Below are 16,358 nucleotides of genomic sequence, written 5' to 3' on the forward strand. Positions count from 1 at the left end.
ACGCCATAAACGAAGCGTTCCATGAGGCTGGGCTCGCTAAGAGGAGCCATAATTTTTCAGGCTGCCTACTGCTGGATTGAGCCTGCTCACATACTCACCCAGCGTATGCCGTTGGCTCATGCAAAATCTCATTGGTTCATGTTGAATCTGGGGCGGATGACGAAAGATTGGCGGGTGACTGCGGGCCAGGATCCTCGAATCGTTGCCGCGTTGTTGTTTTCCAGGATTTTGGGGCCCGTCGGCAACACGGGAAGAGCGCGCATCAGTGCATTTTCCGTCATGCCACTGTCTGCCGATCTGGAGGAACTGTTGCGCGAAGACTAGCGCAACCCACTGACTCTTCTTTCCACCACCCTGAAACTCAGGTGCACGGATGTTCCCTTGTCTTCATGGCGGGTCAGAGTGGCTTCTCCTCCAAAACTTTCCATGATCTGCTTCACCATGATCAACCCTATACCTAGCTTGCCTTGCTTGGTGGTGTAGAAGGTCTTGAAAGCCATCATTTCCTGTTGCCGTGACATTCCATCTCCGGTGTCAGCAATTACGAGATGCAGCCATTGATGGGTGTCATCGACACTCACCTGGACAGTTAGCTTTCCGCCCCCAGGCATCGCCTCGATGGCATTGGCGATAACGCTATTCAATACTTGAGAAAGTAACAGTGGATTACTGATGATCCGGGGGGTTGGCTCATTGTTGAATTCGACTTGGATTCTTGATTGAGCCAGTTGTGCGCTGTAGCCGGCCAAAGTGGCCTGTACCATATTCATCGGCTCCACCAGTTCCGCCTCTCCACGAATCGGTCGCAAGCACAGCAACAATTCATGCACCCACTGCGACATCCGATCCACTTGGCTGACAATATCGTCGATGTTCTTCTTGACGGGTTGGCAATCCATTTCGTTCGCCAGTTCTGCGCTGGAGCGGATGCAGGCCAGGGGGTTGCGCAGGCTGTGAGCGACCGCGGTGGACATCTCGACCAAGCCCACGTACGTCTTGTTGGCGACAAGTTGCGCCTCCTGTGACGCGAGCTGAATCGATGCCCGTCGAACAATCCAATACAGTCCGAAATAAAGCAGCAGACCGCCCAGCGCTGTAGACAGCCAGATGATCCAGTGGCCCCGGTTGAGTCGTTCGATCAAATCGGCTGGCTCTTTGTAAATCTCAACCACTGCCAGGGTATTCCCCAGGTCATCGACCAAGGGGATGTAGCTCTCGATGAAGAACATTTTGGGTGCGAGTAAAAACTGCTGTTCGGGCCGGAGTTCATCAGCATTGCTGTACTTGGTCGAAACCCGGTCTTTCGAGCTGAATGCCGCTTCGAGTGCCTCGTCGTTGAAGATTTTTTGCCCAATCAACTGCGGGTTGGTTGACCACATCACCGTCCTGAGCGGGGAGTAGATGCTGATCAAAAGTGAATCGGGGAGGTGTGATAAGTGGTCGAGGAACTCCGAACGCGCCCGTTGCCGATTCAGTGCCATTTCATCCGACATCATTCCATATTGGGTGGCTGCCAAAACGTCGCCCATACGCATCCCGGACAACCCGTGGTGACGGATTTCACCCTTGGCGATGGTCTGAATAAATTGCGCTGACAACAGGGCGTCGCGCTCCAGGCTTTCGATGACCAGGAAACGCGTCGACACGAAGCCCAGCCCAATAGCTATGGCACTGATCAGAATGAAGCTGATGATCGAAAACCAGCGCAGGAGGTTGGGTGGTTTGGTCGGCGCAATTGAGTCGACCGCTTCCCGAGGCTGACGTATGAATTGATCTGATATTGTTTGCATGGGAGTGTCCTGTGCGTGCCGCTTGGCCAGTTGTAGCCGCTTGAATCACTCAGAGAATCATTGATGAGGTCCCAGCATTCTCTATGCCAACAACTCAGGATTTAGTCGCGTTGACAACCCACCTAGTGTTTGTAACGTTTTAACGCTTGAGACGGAGCAAGCTGAATTTTTTTTGGCAATGCTGTCAGCATGGGCAAATGAAATTAATGGGGAAATACAGCCAACTCTGGGGGCATGCCCCCTGTAAACGGGGTATGGGAATTGATCGTTCGGGCTGAAAGCTGTCTTAAGCCGTGTCCGCTTCTGGCCGATTGCTGCCTTCCAAAAAAGTCCCTTTCGGTCTGATTCAGCCACTGGCTGAAACATACACGCTTTCCCAGCCCCCTTTGCCCCTCAGTCCAGCCTTGCTTGTCGCCCCCTTTATCAAAGACATGCAACACCCGCCCCTAATAAAACGCTCACTCCAGCAACGAAACCAGACGCGGTTCAATCACCCCCGCTTGCACGTCAAGCAACGCCAACGTCACCGGCAACTTGAACCGTCGCGGCCCTGCACTGCCTGGATTGAGAAACAGCCGTTCACCGCGCCACTCAATGCGCGGGTTGTGGGAATGCCCGGTAATCACCAGCTTCGTGCCTGAATCCAGCACTGCCGGGACATCGGCAATGTCATGCACCAGCAGAATCTGCCATCCCTCAAGCTCGAAACTCAGGTGGTCGGCGAGATGTTCCGCCCACGCAGCCGCCAGGTCATTGTTCCCGCGCACGACATGCAGCGGCGCGATCAACGCCAGTTGATCGAGAATTTCCGGCTTGCCGATGTCGCCGGCGTGAATGATCCGCTCACAGCCCTGCAACGCCGCGAGCGCTTCTTTGCGAAGCAGGCCATGGGTATCGGAGATCACGCCAACTTTCATTCAGGGCTCCTGGCCAGTCTCAAGGATGTACGCCCCCCCTGCCCCGGCGATTGCGTGTTCCGGGATCAGGTGCTTGACTCACTTCGGCGAACCCGGGCCTTGACTGCATCCGGATTCATCCGCGATCTGTACTTTCATTGATCCAGGTCGCAAAGCCGTGCGATCGACTCTGGATAATATTTTTTTCAGGTTTTTCAATAGGCTATAGATGACCGCCCAACTCTTTGCTGTTCATGGCCTGGTGAGTTTCACCCTGGCCATCCTGCTGCTCTTCCTGGGCAAGACGCTGGTGCAGCACAGCACCTTGCTGCGTCAATACTGTATTCCAGAATCGGTGGTCGGTGGCTTTGTCTGTGCGGCGGTCACGAGCCTGTTGTACTTCGGTCTCAACATCCAGGTCGAGTTCGACCTGCAAGTTCGCGACACCATGCTGCTGTATTTCTTTGCCGGCATCGGCTTGAGGTCGGACATGCGCCAGCTGGTCAAGGGTGGGCGACCGCTGTTGATCCTGCTGGTGCTCGCCGCAGTGTTCATCTTCCTGCAGAACGCGCTGGGCATGGGCATGGCCGAGGTATTCGGGCTTGATCCCAAGGCTGGCCTGATGGTGGGCTCCATCTCCCTCACCGGCGGGGTGGGCACGACCCTGGCCTGGGCACCGCTGTTTGTCGAAAGGCTGGGCATCGAGAACGCACATGAATTGGGGATCGCCAGCAACACTGTCGGCCTGATTGCCGCTTGTGTGATTGGCGGCCCCATCGCCAATCGGTTGATCCGTCGCCATCAACTGACGCCATCCCTGGATGCGGCGCTGGAAGTCGGCATTCTCGAGCAACAGCAGAGCAAGCCACTGGACTACTACGACGTGCTCTGGGCGTGGATGTGGCTCAATCTGACCTTGATGCTCGGCTATGGACTCAACCTGCTGCTGGTCGACAGCGGGATCACCCTGCCCAAGTTCGTCAGTTGTCTGTTCGCCGGTATCGTCATTCACCACCTTGTCCGGGGAGTGCTCGGCGAGCAGCGCCTGAAATCCTGGAGCGGCGCCAGCCAGGGCCTGTCGCTGATTTCCGACGTTTGCCTGGGCATGTTCCTGACCATGGCGCTGATGGGCTTGCAGCTGTGGCAGCTCAGCGGCGCGCTGCTGTTCATTGCTTGCGCATTGACCCTGCAGATCCTGTTGACGGTCCTCTATACGTATTTTCTGGTGTTCCGCTTCATGGGCCGCAATTACGAAGCCAGCGTGATCGCTTCAGGCTTCGGCGGTATTGCGCTGGGCTCTACTGCGACAGCCATCGTCAATATGACGACCGTGACCCAGAAATACGGTGCGGCTCACCAGGCCTTTCTCATCGTGCCGCTGGTGTGCGGTTTTTTCATTGATCTGGTCAATGCCGTGATTATCGGGATGTTCAGTGGGCTGTAGCGGCCCGTTTGTTTGAATGGCTAACGCGCCGCGCTCCGGGTACCGGCAAACGCGCTCGTGCCCAGCCAGCGCCAGAGGTTTTGTGCATCCTGCGCTGAGCCGTCTACACGCAGCTCTCGCGACTCAAGCACCTCCCGGGGTGTACGGTCGCCCGCCCAAACCTCGGTCAAGGCACGCACGCTTGAATCCACAACAAGGGTCAATTCACGCCCGGGGTCGTCGCGGCACAGGTCTGCCACACCCTCCTCGACCACCAGCCACCATGCTTGCTCGCCGGACCGCGCATCGCGGAACTTGAACTGGATGACCACCGGCCGGGACGGGAACGTCTCGAGGCACACGAACCGGCGCACGTCCCACATGAGCAGGCCTGCGTCGAGTTGGTCGTCGCGCAGGCGACTGCCGATCCAGCGCGCGCCCCAATGCCCCAGCGCCATGATGATGGGGCGCAATTCCTCGCCCGCCTCGGTCAGGCTGTATTCCCAGACTTTGCCGACCGCCGTGCGATGCACCACACCGATTTCTTCCAGATGGCGCAGCCGCTGTGCCAGCAAACCGGTGGACATCCGGGGTACGCCGCGGTGCAGTTCATTGAAGCGTTTGCTGCCGCACAAGAGTTCGCGCACCACCAAGGGCGTCCAGCGCTCGCACAGCGCCTCGGCACCGCGCGCAACCGTGCAGAACTGACCATAGCTTTCGTCCATCGCCTGCACTCCCACCGCTGCAACGCTTCAGATTCTGAACTAGCCCCGCGACTCTGCCACGCGCACGCTCAAGTCTCCGACAGCCAACCGCCCCAGGAGAACGCCATGACCAAGATCGCCATCATTCAGCGCCCGCCCGTGCTGCTCGATCGCAGTGCGACGATCGCCCGGGCCGTGCAATCGGTCGCCGAGGCCGCGGCGGCGGGCGCCTCGCTGATTGTTCTGCCCGAATCGTTCATTCCAGGTTACCCGTCGTGGATCTGGCGACTGGCGGCGGGAAAGGACGGGGCGGTAATGGGCCAGTTGCATGCCCGGCTGCTGGCCAACGCCGTCGATATCGCCAACGGTGACCTGAGCCAATTGTGCGAGGCGGCCCGCGTCCACGCGGTGACGATCGTGTGCGGCATCAATGAGTGCGACCGGCGCAATGGTGGCGGCACGCTCTATAACAGCGTAGTCGTTATCGGCCCGAGTGGCGCCGTGCTCAATCGACACCGCAAGCTGATGCCCACCAATCCCGAGCGCATGGTGCATGGCTTTGGTGATGCGTCCGGGTTGCGTCCGGTCGATACTCCGGTCGGCCGCGTGGGCGCGCTCATCTGCTGGGAAAACTACATGCCGCTGGCGCGTTATTCGCTGTATGCCCAAGGGGTGGAAATCTACGTCGCGCCCACCTACGACACCGGCGAGGGCTGGATCTGTACGATGCGCCACATTGCCCTCGAGGGCCGCTGCTGGGTGCTCGGCAGTGGCTCCGCACTGCGCGGCAGCGACATCCCCGACGACTTCCCGTCCCGTGCGCAACTGTTTGCCGATCCGGACGAATGGATCAATGACGGCGACTCGGTGGTGGTCAATCCACAAGGCCGGATCGTCGCCGGCCCATTGCACCGAGAGGCAGGCATTCTGTACGCGGACATCGACGTCTCACTCGTGGCCCCGGCACGACGGGCCCTCGACGTCACCGGGCACTATGCGCGGCCGGACATTTTCAGCCTGCAGGTGCGGCGCACACCGGCAACAACGGTGCACTACGTCGACGAATGAAGGCAGGTAACGTTCGTGCGAGCAATCGCCTGACCATTGATCAAGGAGTCATGCCATGAACATTGAACAATCTTACAAAGGCCGTTGTTTTTGCGGTGCCGTCGAGTTCACCGTGAGCGGTGAGCCGGCCGCGATGGGCTATTGCCATTGCGAGTCGTGCCGGCACTGGTCCGCAGGGCCGGTCAATGCCTTCACCCTGTGGAAACCCGAGGCGCTGCAAGTGACTCGCGGGGCCGACAACATCGGCACCTACAACAAGACACCCCAGAGTTACCGCAAGTGGTGCAAGATTTGCGGCGGGCATCTCTTCACCGAGCACCCGGGGATGGGGCTCATCGATGTGTATGCCGCGGTCATCCCGGATCTTGAGTACACGCCTGGGGTTCATGTGCATTATCAGGAGTCGGTGCTGCGTATTAAGGACGGGTTGCCGAAGCTGAGGGATGTGCCGAAAGAATTGGGAGGATCGGGTGTTGGCGTCGGGGAATAGTTGTCAGGAACTTTGAATCCTTATCGCTTCGACGCATTACGAGGATCATCATGGCCATCCACGTACTCAAGCCCCAACGGCCCCGTCCCGTAGACTTGTGAGATGTACTCTCCTGATTTCGCCCAATGGAAGTGTGGCGTATTGGCCGGGAGTATCACGACGCTGCCCGGCCCATAGGCAACCAGCTTGTCCGGATCAAACACCGTTCCGAAGCCAATATGGAAAACGCCGGACATGACGGTGTAGATACGGTTTTCCGGATGGGTGTGGGGCATTAATCGGGTGCCGTTCGGCACTTTGACTCGCACCACGTAGGGGGCTGGTTTGCCCGGGTCGCCGGCGATAACCGCCAGTCTTACTTCTTTGGGGAAGGCGGGGAAGCTGCGCCATTCCACGTCTTCATTATGCAAGGCGCCGGTTTTATCGAGTGGCAAGGGTTGTGCCTGTGCGGGCGGGATGGCTGCGCTTGCGACAAGAAGTGCTGCCAGGGCAGTTGTTTTCATAATGCTTTGAACCATGAGAGGCACCTTGACTACGCCATAAACAAAATCGTCAGGCTGACTCTATGGGCGATTGGCATTAATGATAACGGCGTGATCGGGCATTACAGTTGATACGCAATGTAATCAATGCTCCGTGCCATATCATCACGCTCACCAGGGGGCTCGCGCTGGCCCTATCAATCGCATCGATGTTCAACATCACGTCAATGAAGTTCTCTTAAAAAATCCGCGGCGTAACATCAGCTCCATACCAACCAACAACACCCCGGAGCACACGATCATGAAACGCCAAACCCTCCTCAGCATCGCATTCTCGGTTTTTGCAGTTAACGCTTTTGCCGCTACCTCTGTTCAGCCTGTTGTCGCTGAAGGTGGTTCGGATCGTTTGGTCGAGAATCGTGTAGCTGAAGGCGGTTCGGATCGCCTGATCGAGAATCGCGTCGCTGCTGATGGTTCTGATCGTCTGCAAGGCAACACAGTCGCTGCCGATGGCTCGGATCGCCTGCAAGGCAACACCGTCGCCGCCGATGGCTCCGACCGCCTGCAAGGCAACACCGTCGCTGCCGATGGCTCCGACCGCCTGCAAGGCAACACCGTCGCTGCCGATGGTTCCGACCGCCTGCAAGGCAACACCGTCGCCGCTGATGGCTCCGACCGTCTGCAAGGCAACACCGTCGCTGCCGATGGTTCCGACCGCCTGCAAGGCAACACCGTCGCCGCTGATGGCTCCGACCGTCTGCAAGGCAACACCGTCGCCTGAACCCATCGCTGCACCGCACCCACAAAAAGCCCGGCCTGATCAGCCGGGCTTTTTCGTGTTCGTTATTCCGAGCGGGACAAATCGACTGCTATTGGTCCGGGAACCGAAGGTATTTCGGGCAGAATTTTTATGTTTGCTACTATCAATGGACGGCGTCGAAGTTGAGGCCAGGGGTTTGCACAATCGGCTTGCATTTACCTGGCATTGATCCACTCATTTCATATCTGCCTGACCACAGGGAGCGGTGATGCGTACCCCATTTTTCTACGTGTTGTCAGCGATGTTTTTTCTCAGCGGCGCTCCCTGCGTGGTGCAGGCCGCGGATCCAGCCCCCGCCCCGACAGCCAGCCCTGCCAATACGGCAGCGGCCACGGTGCCTGCCAAAGACCCGGTGTTTACCCAGGAACAGCTGGATCAAATGCTGGCGCCCATCGCGCTCTACCCGGACCCATTGCTGGCACAGCTACTGATGGCGTCCACTTATCCCGGGGAAGTCGCCGAGGCGGTCACTTGGTCGAAGGCTCACCCGGACGCCAAGGGCGATGACGCGGTCAAACAGGTGGCGAACCAGCCCTGGGACCCGAGTGTGCAGGCGCTGGTTGCCTTCCCGCAGGTCCTGGCAACGCTGGGGCAGGATCCGGTCTGGGTACAACGCCTGGGGGATGCCTTCCTGGCGCAGCCCGACGATCTCATGAATGCCGTGCAACGCTTGCGTCGCCAGGCCCAGGCCGCCGGCAACCTGCAGAGCAACCAGTATCAGAACGTGACGATCCAGAACGCGGCACCGGCCCCCGCACCGGCCGCCACGACCACGACCACGACGGAGGCTCCGGCCCCTGCCAGCAGCAGCTCGACCATCATCATTCAGCCGGCCGATCCGCAGGTGGTGTACGTCCCCACCTATAACCCGACAACCACCTACGGCACCTGGGCCTATCCCGCCTCACCGCCTGCCTACTACCCACCACCGCCCGCCTATTACCCTGGCCAGGCGCTGATGGCCGGGCTGGCGTTTGGTACTGGGGTGGCCATCGTCGGTGCGTTGTGGGGTGAATGTGACTGGGGCAATAACGACGTCGACATCGACGTCAATCGCTACAACAACATCAATGCCAACAACCGGATCACCAACAACCAGAACAAGTGGCAGCATAACGCCGCCCATCGCAATGGCGTGCCCTATCGAGACAACAGGAGCCGCGAACAGTTTGGCCGGCAGCTGGACGGCGCCAGTCAGCGCCAGGCCTATCGAGGGGACAATGCCCAGCGCGCCCAGGCGCGTGATAGAGCTCGTAGCTCAATGGACCGGCACGGCATAGAACGACCTGCCACCAGCAACCTGGAGGCCCGTGATCGGGCGCGCGACGCCCAGTCCCGGGCCGCGGCCGGCAATCGGCTGCAGGCCGGCGCAGACAGGCCGAAAGCGGCTGATAGACCGAGGACGGCTGACCGGAACCAGGGTACCGCCAGAAATACCCGGGAGAATCAGCAATCGAGAGTTCAGCAACCCAGGAACCAGAACCAGGCGAATCAACGCGCCCAAACGCGCCAGGCGGCGCAAAACCGCCAGGCCGCACCGGCCGTCAATAGAGGCAGTGCCCGCAACAATGCCTTCGCCGGCGCGCGTTCGCCGTCCCAGGCCAACCTGCAAGCCAACCGTGGCCGGGCCAGCCAGGCTTCCTTCCAGCGCCCCAACGCCTCGCGGGCAGCCGGGCATCAGATCAGTCGGCCGTCCGGCGCAGCGCGTTCAAGGGGGGGCCGCCGTTGAATAACCATCCTCGAGTAAAGGCACGCAAGAGCGTGTTTGTGCATGCCTTGGCGATCACGGTCGCCCTGGCCTGGTCGTGCATGGCCACGGCGCAGCAGGAATTTGCAACGCCGGAAAAGGCCGCCCAAGCGTTCGTCGAAGCATTGGGTACGAAAAACGCCGATCAGAAACGCCTGGCCGAGTTGCTGGGTGAAGACTGGCGCAGTTTCATCCCTCGCGACGGCGCGGAACGCGAAGACGTGGAGGCGTTCTTGAAGCAATACCACGAGCAGCATCAGATTGAAAAAACCGGCGACAACAAGGCGATCCTGTCGGTGGGCAAGGAGCACTGGACACTGCCGATTCCCATCGTCAAAGGCGCAAAGGGTTGGCGCTTCGACATCAAGGCCGGCAGTGCCGAACTCCGTACACGGCAAATTGGCCGCAACGAGCTGGCCGCGGTGCAATCGGCGCTGGCCTATCACGATGCCCAGATGGACTATGCCTCGGTGGATCGTGACGGTGACGGCGCCCTCGAATACGCGCAGAAAATCTTCAGTACCCCCGGCAAGCACGACGGACTCTATTGGGCGGACGACGATAGCGGGCAGATCAGCCCGTTGGGGCCCGAGTTCGGCAAAACCATTGCCGGCGAGCCCTGGCATGGTTACCGCTTCCGCATCCTGTTGGGCCAGGGGCCTTCCGCACCGGGCGGGGCCTACAGCTACCTCATCGGGGACAAGATGAGCCGCGGCTTTGCACTGATCGCCTGGCCGGCGAAATACGGTGAAACCGGGGTGATGAGCTTCATGATCAGCCATGAAGGACAGGTCTTCGAGAAAGACCTGGGACCCGGGAGTGAAAAGCTGGCGCAGGCGATGAAGCGCTTTGATCCGGATGACAGCTGGGCAGAAGTGCCGGCCGATGACGAGAAGGCGGACTGACGGGCGTTCCCTCCCGTTGCGTTGATCGTTCCCACGCTCTGCGTGGGAACGATCAGCGGCGCACGGCGGTTGCGACCTGGGAAATCCACAACGCTCGTTAGCCACGCTTTCGACGTTTTTTCTCCTCCTCATCCAGCGCCTGGCGAACCAGCGCCCGCGCCGCCCAGGCGGTAGTGGCGAGTGACTCTTCGATACTCGCGCCACCGATATCGCGCACGGCAATCAACGCCTCGGTACCCATGACGATCGACAGCGCCTGCTTCAGGCGTTTACGCGCCCTGGGTGACAGCACGTCCTTCATCGAATCGACAATCGGCTCGATGTAGCTCAGGCGTCGGCCCGGTCGCAAGGGCTCGTGAGACTCGTTTTCGAGCCACACGGTCATGAACGAACGCTCCATCACGTGCAGACCGATCTCGTCGTCGATCAGCAGTTTGTTCAACGCGTTCGCCGCCAGGCCCATGCCCTTTACCGGATCGTCACCCGGGCGCCAGATGCGTTCCAGCGGCGGCATGTCGCGATCGGCTGCCGTCTCGCTGAGTAGCGCCTCGACCGTGGGAAAGTAGCGATAGGCCGTGGCGCGTGACACCCTGGCGCGCTCGGCCGCCTGCGCCACCGTGGGCTGCTGGCCCTCGTCGCGCAAGGCGACGGCGGCCTCGATCAGCGCCTGGCGGGTGCGCAGCTTCTGGTTGATTCGGCCCTCGCCGATCGACGGGCTTGACTTGGAGTTCGACATGGAATAAATGATACCTTGTCTTGTAATGAGACACGAGTCTCATATTAGACACACGGCACGGGATCTGCCACCGCCCCTGTGCGCGGCACTTGCGGGCATCACGATTTCAGGGATTTTCCAGCAACTGAGCGCGCCTCAGGGCGCTTGAGGTAAATGCCATGAATCACACTCCCCGTTCGCGGACCTGGTTTCGGCTCGCTGCCCTCTACTTTGCCATTGGTGTGATACTGGGGGTGACGATGGGCGCGTCCGGCGACCACTCGCTCTTCGCCGTACATGCCCACATCAATCTGTTGGGATGGGTGTCGATGGCGCTGTTCGGCGTCATCGGCACAGTGCACCCGGGCATGACCGAAGGTCGCGCGGCTGCCGTGCAGTTCTGGACGTACAACCTGGGGGTTCCGGTGATGCTCGGCGCGCTGACCCTGCGCCTGAAGGGCTTTGCGTCGATCGAGCCACTGATTGGCGTCGCATCGATCCTGATTGGCATGAGCGTGCTGCTGTTTGCCTGGCTGGTGTTCTCGCGCATCGGCGTTGCTGCCGGGTACTTGAGCCGTACGACAGGCGAATCACGCCTGTCATGACCCGGTAGCTGCTGCGGGTGCCGAATGGACAAGGCACCCGCAGCGAGATGTACGACTGCTTCCTACTGCGCCACCTGCAGGCGCAACCGGCTTCGACGTGACAAACCGGCCTGCAGGGCAAACGCCAGGACCACGGTCGAGGGCGCCGAAAAGCTGCCCAGGCCGCCACCGCTGTACATCAGGGCGAGGCCCGCTGCCGTGGCGCCAAACCAGGCCGCCAGGCCCGCCGGGTTGAAGGCCGCCACCCGTTCCAGCGCCGCCACGTCACTGCGCCCGTAAAGAATCTGCGCCAACGCCACGCCGACCCAGGCCACCACGAAAATGCCCTGGTAGGCCAACGCCTTGAGCAAATAGGCAAACACATCGGCGAGCATCAGGCCGTACACGATCACCCCAACCGCCAGGGCCCATGCCCAGTACGAACCGCGCACACCGAAACGGGCGAAGAACGCCTGCATGTTGAGCGTCGCCAGGTAGTAATTGGCGGTATTGATGCGGGTTTGCGTGGCCCAGACAAACAACAAGCCCCACAGGCCCATCAACTGCAGGATCGCCATGACCACCGACACTTCGTTCAACGCGCCTTCATGGGGAATGCTGCTGACCAGATAGATGCCCGCTGCGCCGTTGAGCAGAAAGGTCACCGCGTAGAACGGCATGCCGAAGTTCCAGCGACCGTGATACTCAGCGTCCTCAGGCTTGCCGAAACGTGCGTAATCGAAGGTGAACAGCATCAGTACCCAAACGCCCATGTAGGCGACGAAGCAATCCCACCAGCCAGACGCACTGGGGGTTGCCGGGCCGAAATCCAGCCATTGCGGCTGGTAGCCATAGTGGCTGATCGACAGCCCTACCGCCACCAGCAAGCCACCCAGGTAGACCGGCAGCAGCACGCCATTGAGCTTGTCCAGCCAGTGCTGCACGCTGCCCAGGATCATCGGCACGCTGTACATCACCACCAGCAACGCGGCCAGTGGATAGACCAGTTCCGGGTACAGGTGATTGAGCGCCACGGCGATCACGGAACCTTCGAACACCGCGTAATAGATGGCCGTGGAAAAGAAGATCAAGGTGGCCAGGCAGGCCCCGGTGCTGCCGAACAACAGCCGCGAGAACAACGCCACCGACAAGCCGCTGCGGATCGCGAAGCGGCTGAGCACACTGTTGACCAGCCCGTAGCTGATCACCGACAACAGCATGCCGATCAGCGCATTGCGCGCGCCGTAGGACAGCGCCAGGGAAGCGCCCACCACGATGTAGAACATCGCACTGCACACCGCCCACCAGGCCATGGTCAGGGACAGTCGGCCCATGCGCGCTTGCGGTGGAACGGGGTGATTGGCCGGGTCCTGCCCGGTTTGACTCGATTGCGATAAAGCAGCCATATGCGTGAACTCCAGAACCAGTCAAAGGTTGAAGCGCGGGCAGCCGCCACCGCACCGTAGTGCGGCGTTGGCTTGCCGTTTGGCTTTACCCGCGCAGTGCGACGGGCAGCGTCAGGAAGGGAACAGCTTGCTCAGGCAGCTGAGTTTTTTCTTATAGGAGCGTCGCGCTTCCAGCGCTTCTTCGAGGGTCACCGCCACGAAACGGGCTTTCTGGTTAGGTTGCATCTGGCCGATCAGGTCGAGGTCGGCGCTGATCACCGTGCCGATCATCGCGTAGCCGCCACCGGACACCGCATCGCGGTGCAGCACGATGGGTTCGAGCCCGGCGGGGACCTGGATCGAGCCGATCGGGTAGCAACTGTCGACGATGTTCGACGGATCGGAACCGGCGCCGAAGGGTTGCTCACGCGGCTGGAAAGTCAGCGGGCTGCCGCCCTTGAAGCGATAACCGATGCGATCCGCTTCCGAACCGACGGTCCAGGCCTCAGCAAAAAAGCTGTCCGCCGCCGCTGGGGTCAAGCGGTCGTAGTACAGCCCTGGCACCACGCGCAGGGTGATTTCGCCCCCCAGGGATTGGCGCAGGGCCATCGGTAAACTGGCGCCAGCGCGGCCTTTGCCACTGGCGATACCCACGGGCAGTTCATCGCCGGCGATCAGCCGACGCCCTTGGAAACCGCCGAGCGCACCCAGCGCATAGGTCGAACGGCTGCCGAGCACCACTGGCACATCGATCCCGCCGGCGACCGCCAGATAGGCACGCGCACCGGCCTTCGGAAAGTCAAAGCGCAGCACTTGCCCGGCCTTGACCGTGAAGGCGGTGTCGAGGTGCATGTCTACGCCGTCGACCTTTGGCGTCATGTGCGCCCCGCACACGGCCACCAACGCGTCTTGGGCAAATTCCAGTTCCGGGCCGAGCAACGTGCATTCAAGCGCCGCCGCCCCTGCCGGATTGCCGACCAACTGGTTGGCTGCGCTCAACGCGTATTGGTCGAGCGCACCCGATGGCGGGATGCCCAAGTGGTAGTAACCTTCGCGGCCGAGGTCCTGAACCGAGGTGGCGAGACCGGGTTTGAGTACCTTGATCATGCCAGCACCTCCTGCAGCGACTTGGGATAGCCGACGGGATCGGCCAGGAACGCGTCCAGTGAAAACTCCACCGAGCGGATCCGCAGATCGAAGCGCCCGGCTTCGACTTCGGCCACAGCAAAGTCGTATTCCTCACGGTCCATCGGCTTGAACTGCACGATGTCACCGGGGCGGAAGAACACCATGTGCTCTTTGAGATAGGCCAGGTTCTGCTGCGGGTCGTAGATCGGGGCCGGCGTGACGCCGAACATTTGATAGCCACCGGCTCCACGCACCGAGTAAATACAGCCGAAGCAACCGCCATGACCCAGGGTCAATTTCGGCGTATCGGTGCGCGGCCGCAGGTATTTGGGCACCTGCAACTGACGCTCGCGTTCGACCATCTGGAACATGAACGGCAGGCCCGCGACGAAGCCAACCATCGAGACAAACCATGGCGCGCCACTGTGGGCGGCGATGAACGCCTCGACGTCCGCCAGGCCGTTGATCCGCGCGGCGTACTCCAGGTCCGTCGCGCTCGGGTCCTGGTGACGGTCGCGAAAGCGCATCAGGGTTTCGTGGGTCCAGGGATCGTTATAGAGCACCGGAATCTCAATGATCCGGGTCTGCAAGGTGCGCTCGGCCACGGCCTCGGCTTCTGCGCCTTTTACCGCTTCGAGCAAGGTATGAGGCGCGATGCGGTCCGGGTCGAAACGGATCTGGAACGAGGCATTGGCCAGGCACACATCGAGCACGCCATCCAGCGCCAGGCGCTCCACGGCGCGGGTCACGGCCATGCCCTTGAAGAAGGCTTCAAGGGACATGCTGTCGCTGACTTCGGCGAACAAATGCTCGTCGGCGCCAAAGCTGTAGCGGATTGGACTGCTCATGCTTCACCTCCGCTGCGGCGCGCGGCCAGCCAGGTTTCCAGGGTGCCGGTGTGGAAGTCGGCGCTGTGCAGCCACGGTTGTTCCAGCAGCTCACCGTGCAGCGACAGGGTGCTGGCCATGCCCGTGAGCGTGGTCTGTTCGACCGCCACTCGGGCACGGGCCAGCGCTTCGTTGCGGTCGCGGCCATGCACGATCAGCTTGGCCAGCAACGAGTCATAGTAAGGCGGCACGCGGTAGCCTTGATAGAGATGACTGTCGACCCGCACACCCTCCCCCTGCGGCCAGACCAGCGATTCGACCAAACCTGGGCTTGGGAAGAAATCCCGTGCCGGGTCTTCGGCGTTCAAGCGCATTTGCAGCGCGGCGCCGTTGAGCTGGATATCGCTTTGCTGCAAGCCCAGCGGCTCGCCACCGGCAATGCGCAGCATGGCCTGGACCAGATCGATACCGGTGATGAGTTCGCTGACCGGGTGCTCCACCTGAATCCGCGTGTTCATCTCGATAAAGAAAAACTCACCGGTGGCGTCGTCGTACAGATACTCCAGGGTGCCGGCACCCTTGTACCCAAGGGCCTCGGTCAGGCGCACGGCGCTAGAGCAAAGCGTCTCGCGCTGTTGCGGGTTGAGGACCGGCGATGGCGCTTCTTCGAAGATTTTCTGACGCCGACGTTGCAGCGAGCACTCACGCTCGAACAGGTGCACCGCGTGCTGACCATCGCCCAACACCTGCACTTCGATGTGCCGGGCCTTGCCGATAAACCGCTCCAGGTACACCGCACCGTTGCCGAATGCGGCCTGGGCTTCGCGCTGGGAACGGGGAAATTCTTCGCTCAGTTGCTCGGCGTTTTCCGCCAGGCGAATGCCACGTCCACCACCACCGGCCGAGGCCTTGATCAGCAATGGGAAGCCGACGGATTCGGCCGCCTTGAGCGCCGACTCGACGTCGAACAGCTCACCGGGCGAACCCGGCACCACCGGCACGCCAGCCGCTTGCGCAGTGCGCCGGGCTTCGGCCTTGTCGCCCATGCGCCGGATCGTCTCGGCGCTGGGCCCGACGAAAATTGCTCCGGCGGCGACAACAGCTTCAGCAAAATCGGCGTTCTCCGAGAGAAAGCCGTAACCGGGGTGTACCGCATTGGCGCCGGTGGCTTTCAAGGCACCGAGCAATGCCTCGACGTTCAGATAACTTTTGTCAGCGCGGGCCGGGCCGAGAATGTGCACCTCCTCGGCCATGCGCGCGGCCTGGGAGTCGACGTCCGCTTCGCTGCAGGCGGCAACGGTGGGAATCCCCAGTTCTTTGGCGGCGCGGATAATCCGCACGGCGATTTCGCCACGGTTGGCGATGAGTAATTTACGAATGCCTTGAGTCATGGT

17 protein-coding genes are annotated in these 16,358 nt (G+C 60.9%); 8 read left to right on the forward strand and 9 right to left on the reverse strand.

Going from position 1 to position 16,358, the window contains the following annotated elements:
- Nucleotides 1-105: 105 nt before the first annotated feature.
- Nucleotides 106-324 carry a DUF3703 domain-containing protein gene (locus tag OH720_RS31715; protein WP_336299072.1) on the forward strand — a complete coding sequence of 73 codons (219 nt, stop codon included), beginning with the start codon at nucleotides 106-108 and terminating at the stop codon, nucleotides 322-324.
- On the opposite strand, the gene OH720_RS20825 is transcribed toward OH720_RS31715, so the two are convergent.
- Nucleotides 321-1,790: a sensor histidine kinase gene (locus tag OH720_RS20825; protein WP_272602729.1), complete on the reverse strand. Its 1,470-nt coding sequence runs from the start codon at nucleotides 1,788-1,790 to the stop codon at nucleotides 321-323. The genes OH720_RS31715 and OH720_RS20825 overlap by 4 nt on opposite strands.
- A gap of 458 nt (nucleotides 1,791-2,248) precedes the next feature.
- Nucleotides 2,249-2,707 carry a metallophosphoesterase family protein gene (locus OH720_RS20830; RefSeq protein WP_272602730.1) on the reverse strand — a complete coding sequence of 153 codons (459 nt, stop codon included), beginning with the start codon at nucleotides 2,705-2,707 and terminating at the stop codon, nucleotides 2,249-2,251.
- Nucleotides 2,708-2,915: 208 nt separating this feature from the next.
- On the opposite strand from OH720_RS20830, the gene gltS reads away from it, so the two are divergent.
- A complete protein-coding gene (gltS, locus tag OH720_RS20835; protein WP_272602731.1) occupies nucleotides 2,916-4,130 on the forward strand; it encodes a sodium/glutamate symporter in 1,215 nt (404 codons plus the stop codon).
- Between the two features lie 20 nt (nucleotides 4,131-4,150).
- Here gltS and OH720_RS20840 read toward each other — a convergent pair whose 3' ends face one another.
- The gene (locus tag OH720_RS20840) at nucleotides 4,151-4,834 is read right to left on the reverse strand and encodes a winged helix-turn-helix transcriptional regulator (protein ID WP_272602732.1); all 684 of its coding nucleotides are present in this window, start codon (nucleotides 4,832-4,834) and stop codon (nucleotides 4,151-4,153) included.
- Between the two features lie 105 nt (nucleotides 4,835-4,939).
- On the opposite strand from OH720_RS20840, the gene OH720_RS20845 reads away from it, so the two are divergent.
- Nucleotides 4,940-5,881: a carbon-nitrogen hydrolase family protein gene (locus tag OH720_RS20845; RefSeq protein ID WP_272602733.1), complete on the forward strand. Its 942-nt coding sequence runs from the start codon at nucleotides 4,940-4,942 to the stop codon at nucleotides 5,879-5,881.
- A 55-nt stretch (nucleotides 5,882-5,936) separates the two neighbouring features.
- Entirely contained in the window at nucleotides 5,937-6,371 is a 435-nt protein-coding gene (locus OH720_RS20850) for a GFA family protein (RefSeq protein ID WP_272602734.1), read from the forward strand.
- A 20-nt stretch (nucleotides 6,372-6,391) separates the two neighbouring features.
- On the opposite strand, the gene OH720_RS20855 is transcribed toward OH720_RS20850, so the two are convergent.
- On the reverse strand, nucleotides 6,392-6,889 hold the full coding sequence (locus OH720_RS20855; protein WP_272602735.1) for a cupin domain-containing protein: 498 nt from the start codon (nucleotides 6,887-6,889) through the stop codon (nucleotides 6,392-6,394).
- Between the two features lie 265 nt (nucleotides 6,890-7,154).
- On the opposite strand from OH720_RS20855, the gene OH720_RS20860 reads away from it, so the two are divergent.
- The 3 genes from OH720_RS20860 (at nucleotide 7,155) to OH720_RS20870 (ending at nucleotide 10,325) form a co-directional block, all read left to right on the forward strand.
- Entirely contained in the window at nucleotides 7,155-7,634 is a 480-nt protein-coding gene (locus OH720_RS20860; protein WP_272602736.1) for a hypothetical protein, read from the forward strand.
- Nucleotides 7,635-7,881: 247 nt separating this feature from the next.
- Nucleotides 7,882-9,402, forward strand: coding sequence for a DUF3300 domain-containing protein (locus OH720_RS20865; RefSeq protein ID WP_272602737.1), 1,521 nt, complete (start codon nucleotides 7,882-7,884; stop codon nucleotides 9,400-9,402).
- An 80-nt stretch (nucleotides 9,403-9,482) separates the two neighbouring features.
- The gene (locus OH720_RS20870; protein ID WP_272606497.1) at nucleotides 9,483-10,325 is read left to right on the forward strand and encodes a DUF2950 domain-containing protein; all 843 of its coding nucleotides are present in this window, start codon (nucleotides 9,483-9,485) and stop codon (nucleotides 10,323-10,325) included.
- A gap of 97 nt (nucleotides 10,326-10,422) precedes the next feature.
- On the opposite strand, the gene OH720_RS20875 is transcribed toward OH720_RS20870, so the two are convergent.
- Nucleotides 10,423-11,061, reverse strand: a complete 639-nt coding sequence (locus OH720_RS20875) for a TetR/AcrR family transcriptional regulator (protein WP_272602738.1) — start codon at nucleotides 11,059-11,061, stop codon at nucleotides 10,423-10,425.
- Nucleotides 11,062-11,219: 158 nt separating this feature from the next.
- Here OH720_RS20875 and OH720_RS20880 point away from each other — a divergent pair, with 158 nt between their 5' ends.
- Nucleotides 11,220-11,645: a hypothetical protein gene (locus OH720_RS20880; protein WP_272602739.1), complete on the forward strand. Its 426-nt coding sequence runs from the start codon at nucleotides 11,220-11,222 to the stop codon at nucleotides 11,643-11,645.
- A 62-nt stretch (nucleotides 11,646-11,707) separates the two neighbouring features.
- Here the strand turns inward: OH720_RS20880 and OH720_RS20885 are convergent, their stop codons facing one another.
- From OH720_RS20885 to OH720_RS20900, 4 genes are all read right to left on the reverse strand, one after another.
- Entirely contained in the window at nucleotides 11,708-13,030 is a 1,323-nt protein-coding gene (locus OH720_RS20885) for a purine-cytosine permease family protein (protein WP_272602740.1), read from the reverse strand.
- Nucleotides 13,031-13,141: 111 nt separating this feature from the next.
- Nucleotides 13,142-14,116, reverse strand: coding sequence for a biotin-dependent carboxyltransferase family protein (locus tag OH720_RS20890; RefSeq protein WP_272602741.1), 975 nt, complete (start codon nucleotides 14,114-14,116; stop codon nucleotides 13,142-13,144).
- Nucleotides 14,113-14,985: a 5-oxoprolinase subunit B family protein gene (locus OH720_RS20895; RefSeq protein WP_272602742.1), complete on the reverse strand. Its 873-nt coding sequence runs from the start codon at nucleotides 14,983-14,985 to the stop codon at nucleotides 14,113-14,115. The genes OH720_RS20890 and OH720_RS20895 overlap by 4 nt, the downstream gene beginning before the upstream one ends.
- Nucleotides 14,982-16,355: an acetyl-CoA carboxylase biotin carboxylase subunit gene (locus OH720_RS20900; protein WP_272602743.1), complete on the reverse strand. Its 1,374-nt coding sequence runs from the start codon at nucleotides 16,353-16,355 to the stop codon at nucleotides 14,982-14,984. The genes OH720_RS20895 and OH720_RS20900 overlap by 4 nt, the downstream gene beginning before the upstream one ends.
- Between the last annotated feature and the right edge of the window lie 3 nt (nucleotides 16,356-16,358).

The organism is Pseudomonas sp. WJP1, assembly GCF_028471945.1.
GTDB lineage: Bacteria > Pseudomonadota > Gammaproteobacteria > Pseudomonadales > Pseudomonadaceae > Aquipseudomonas.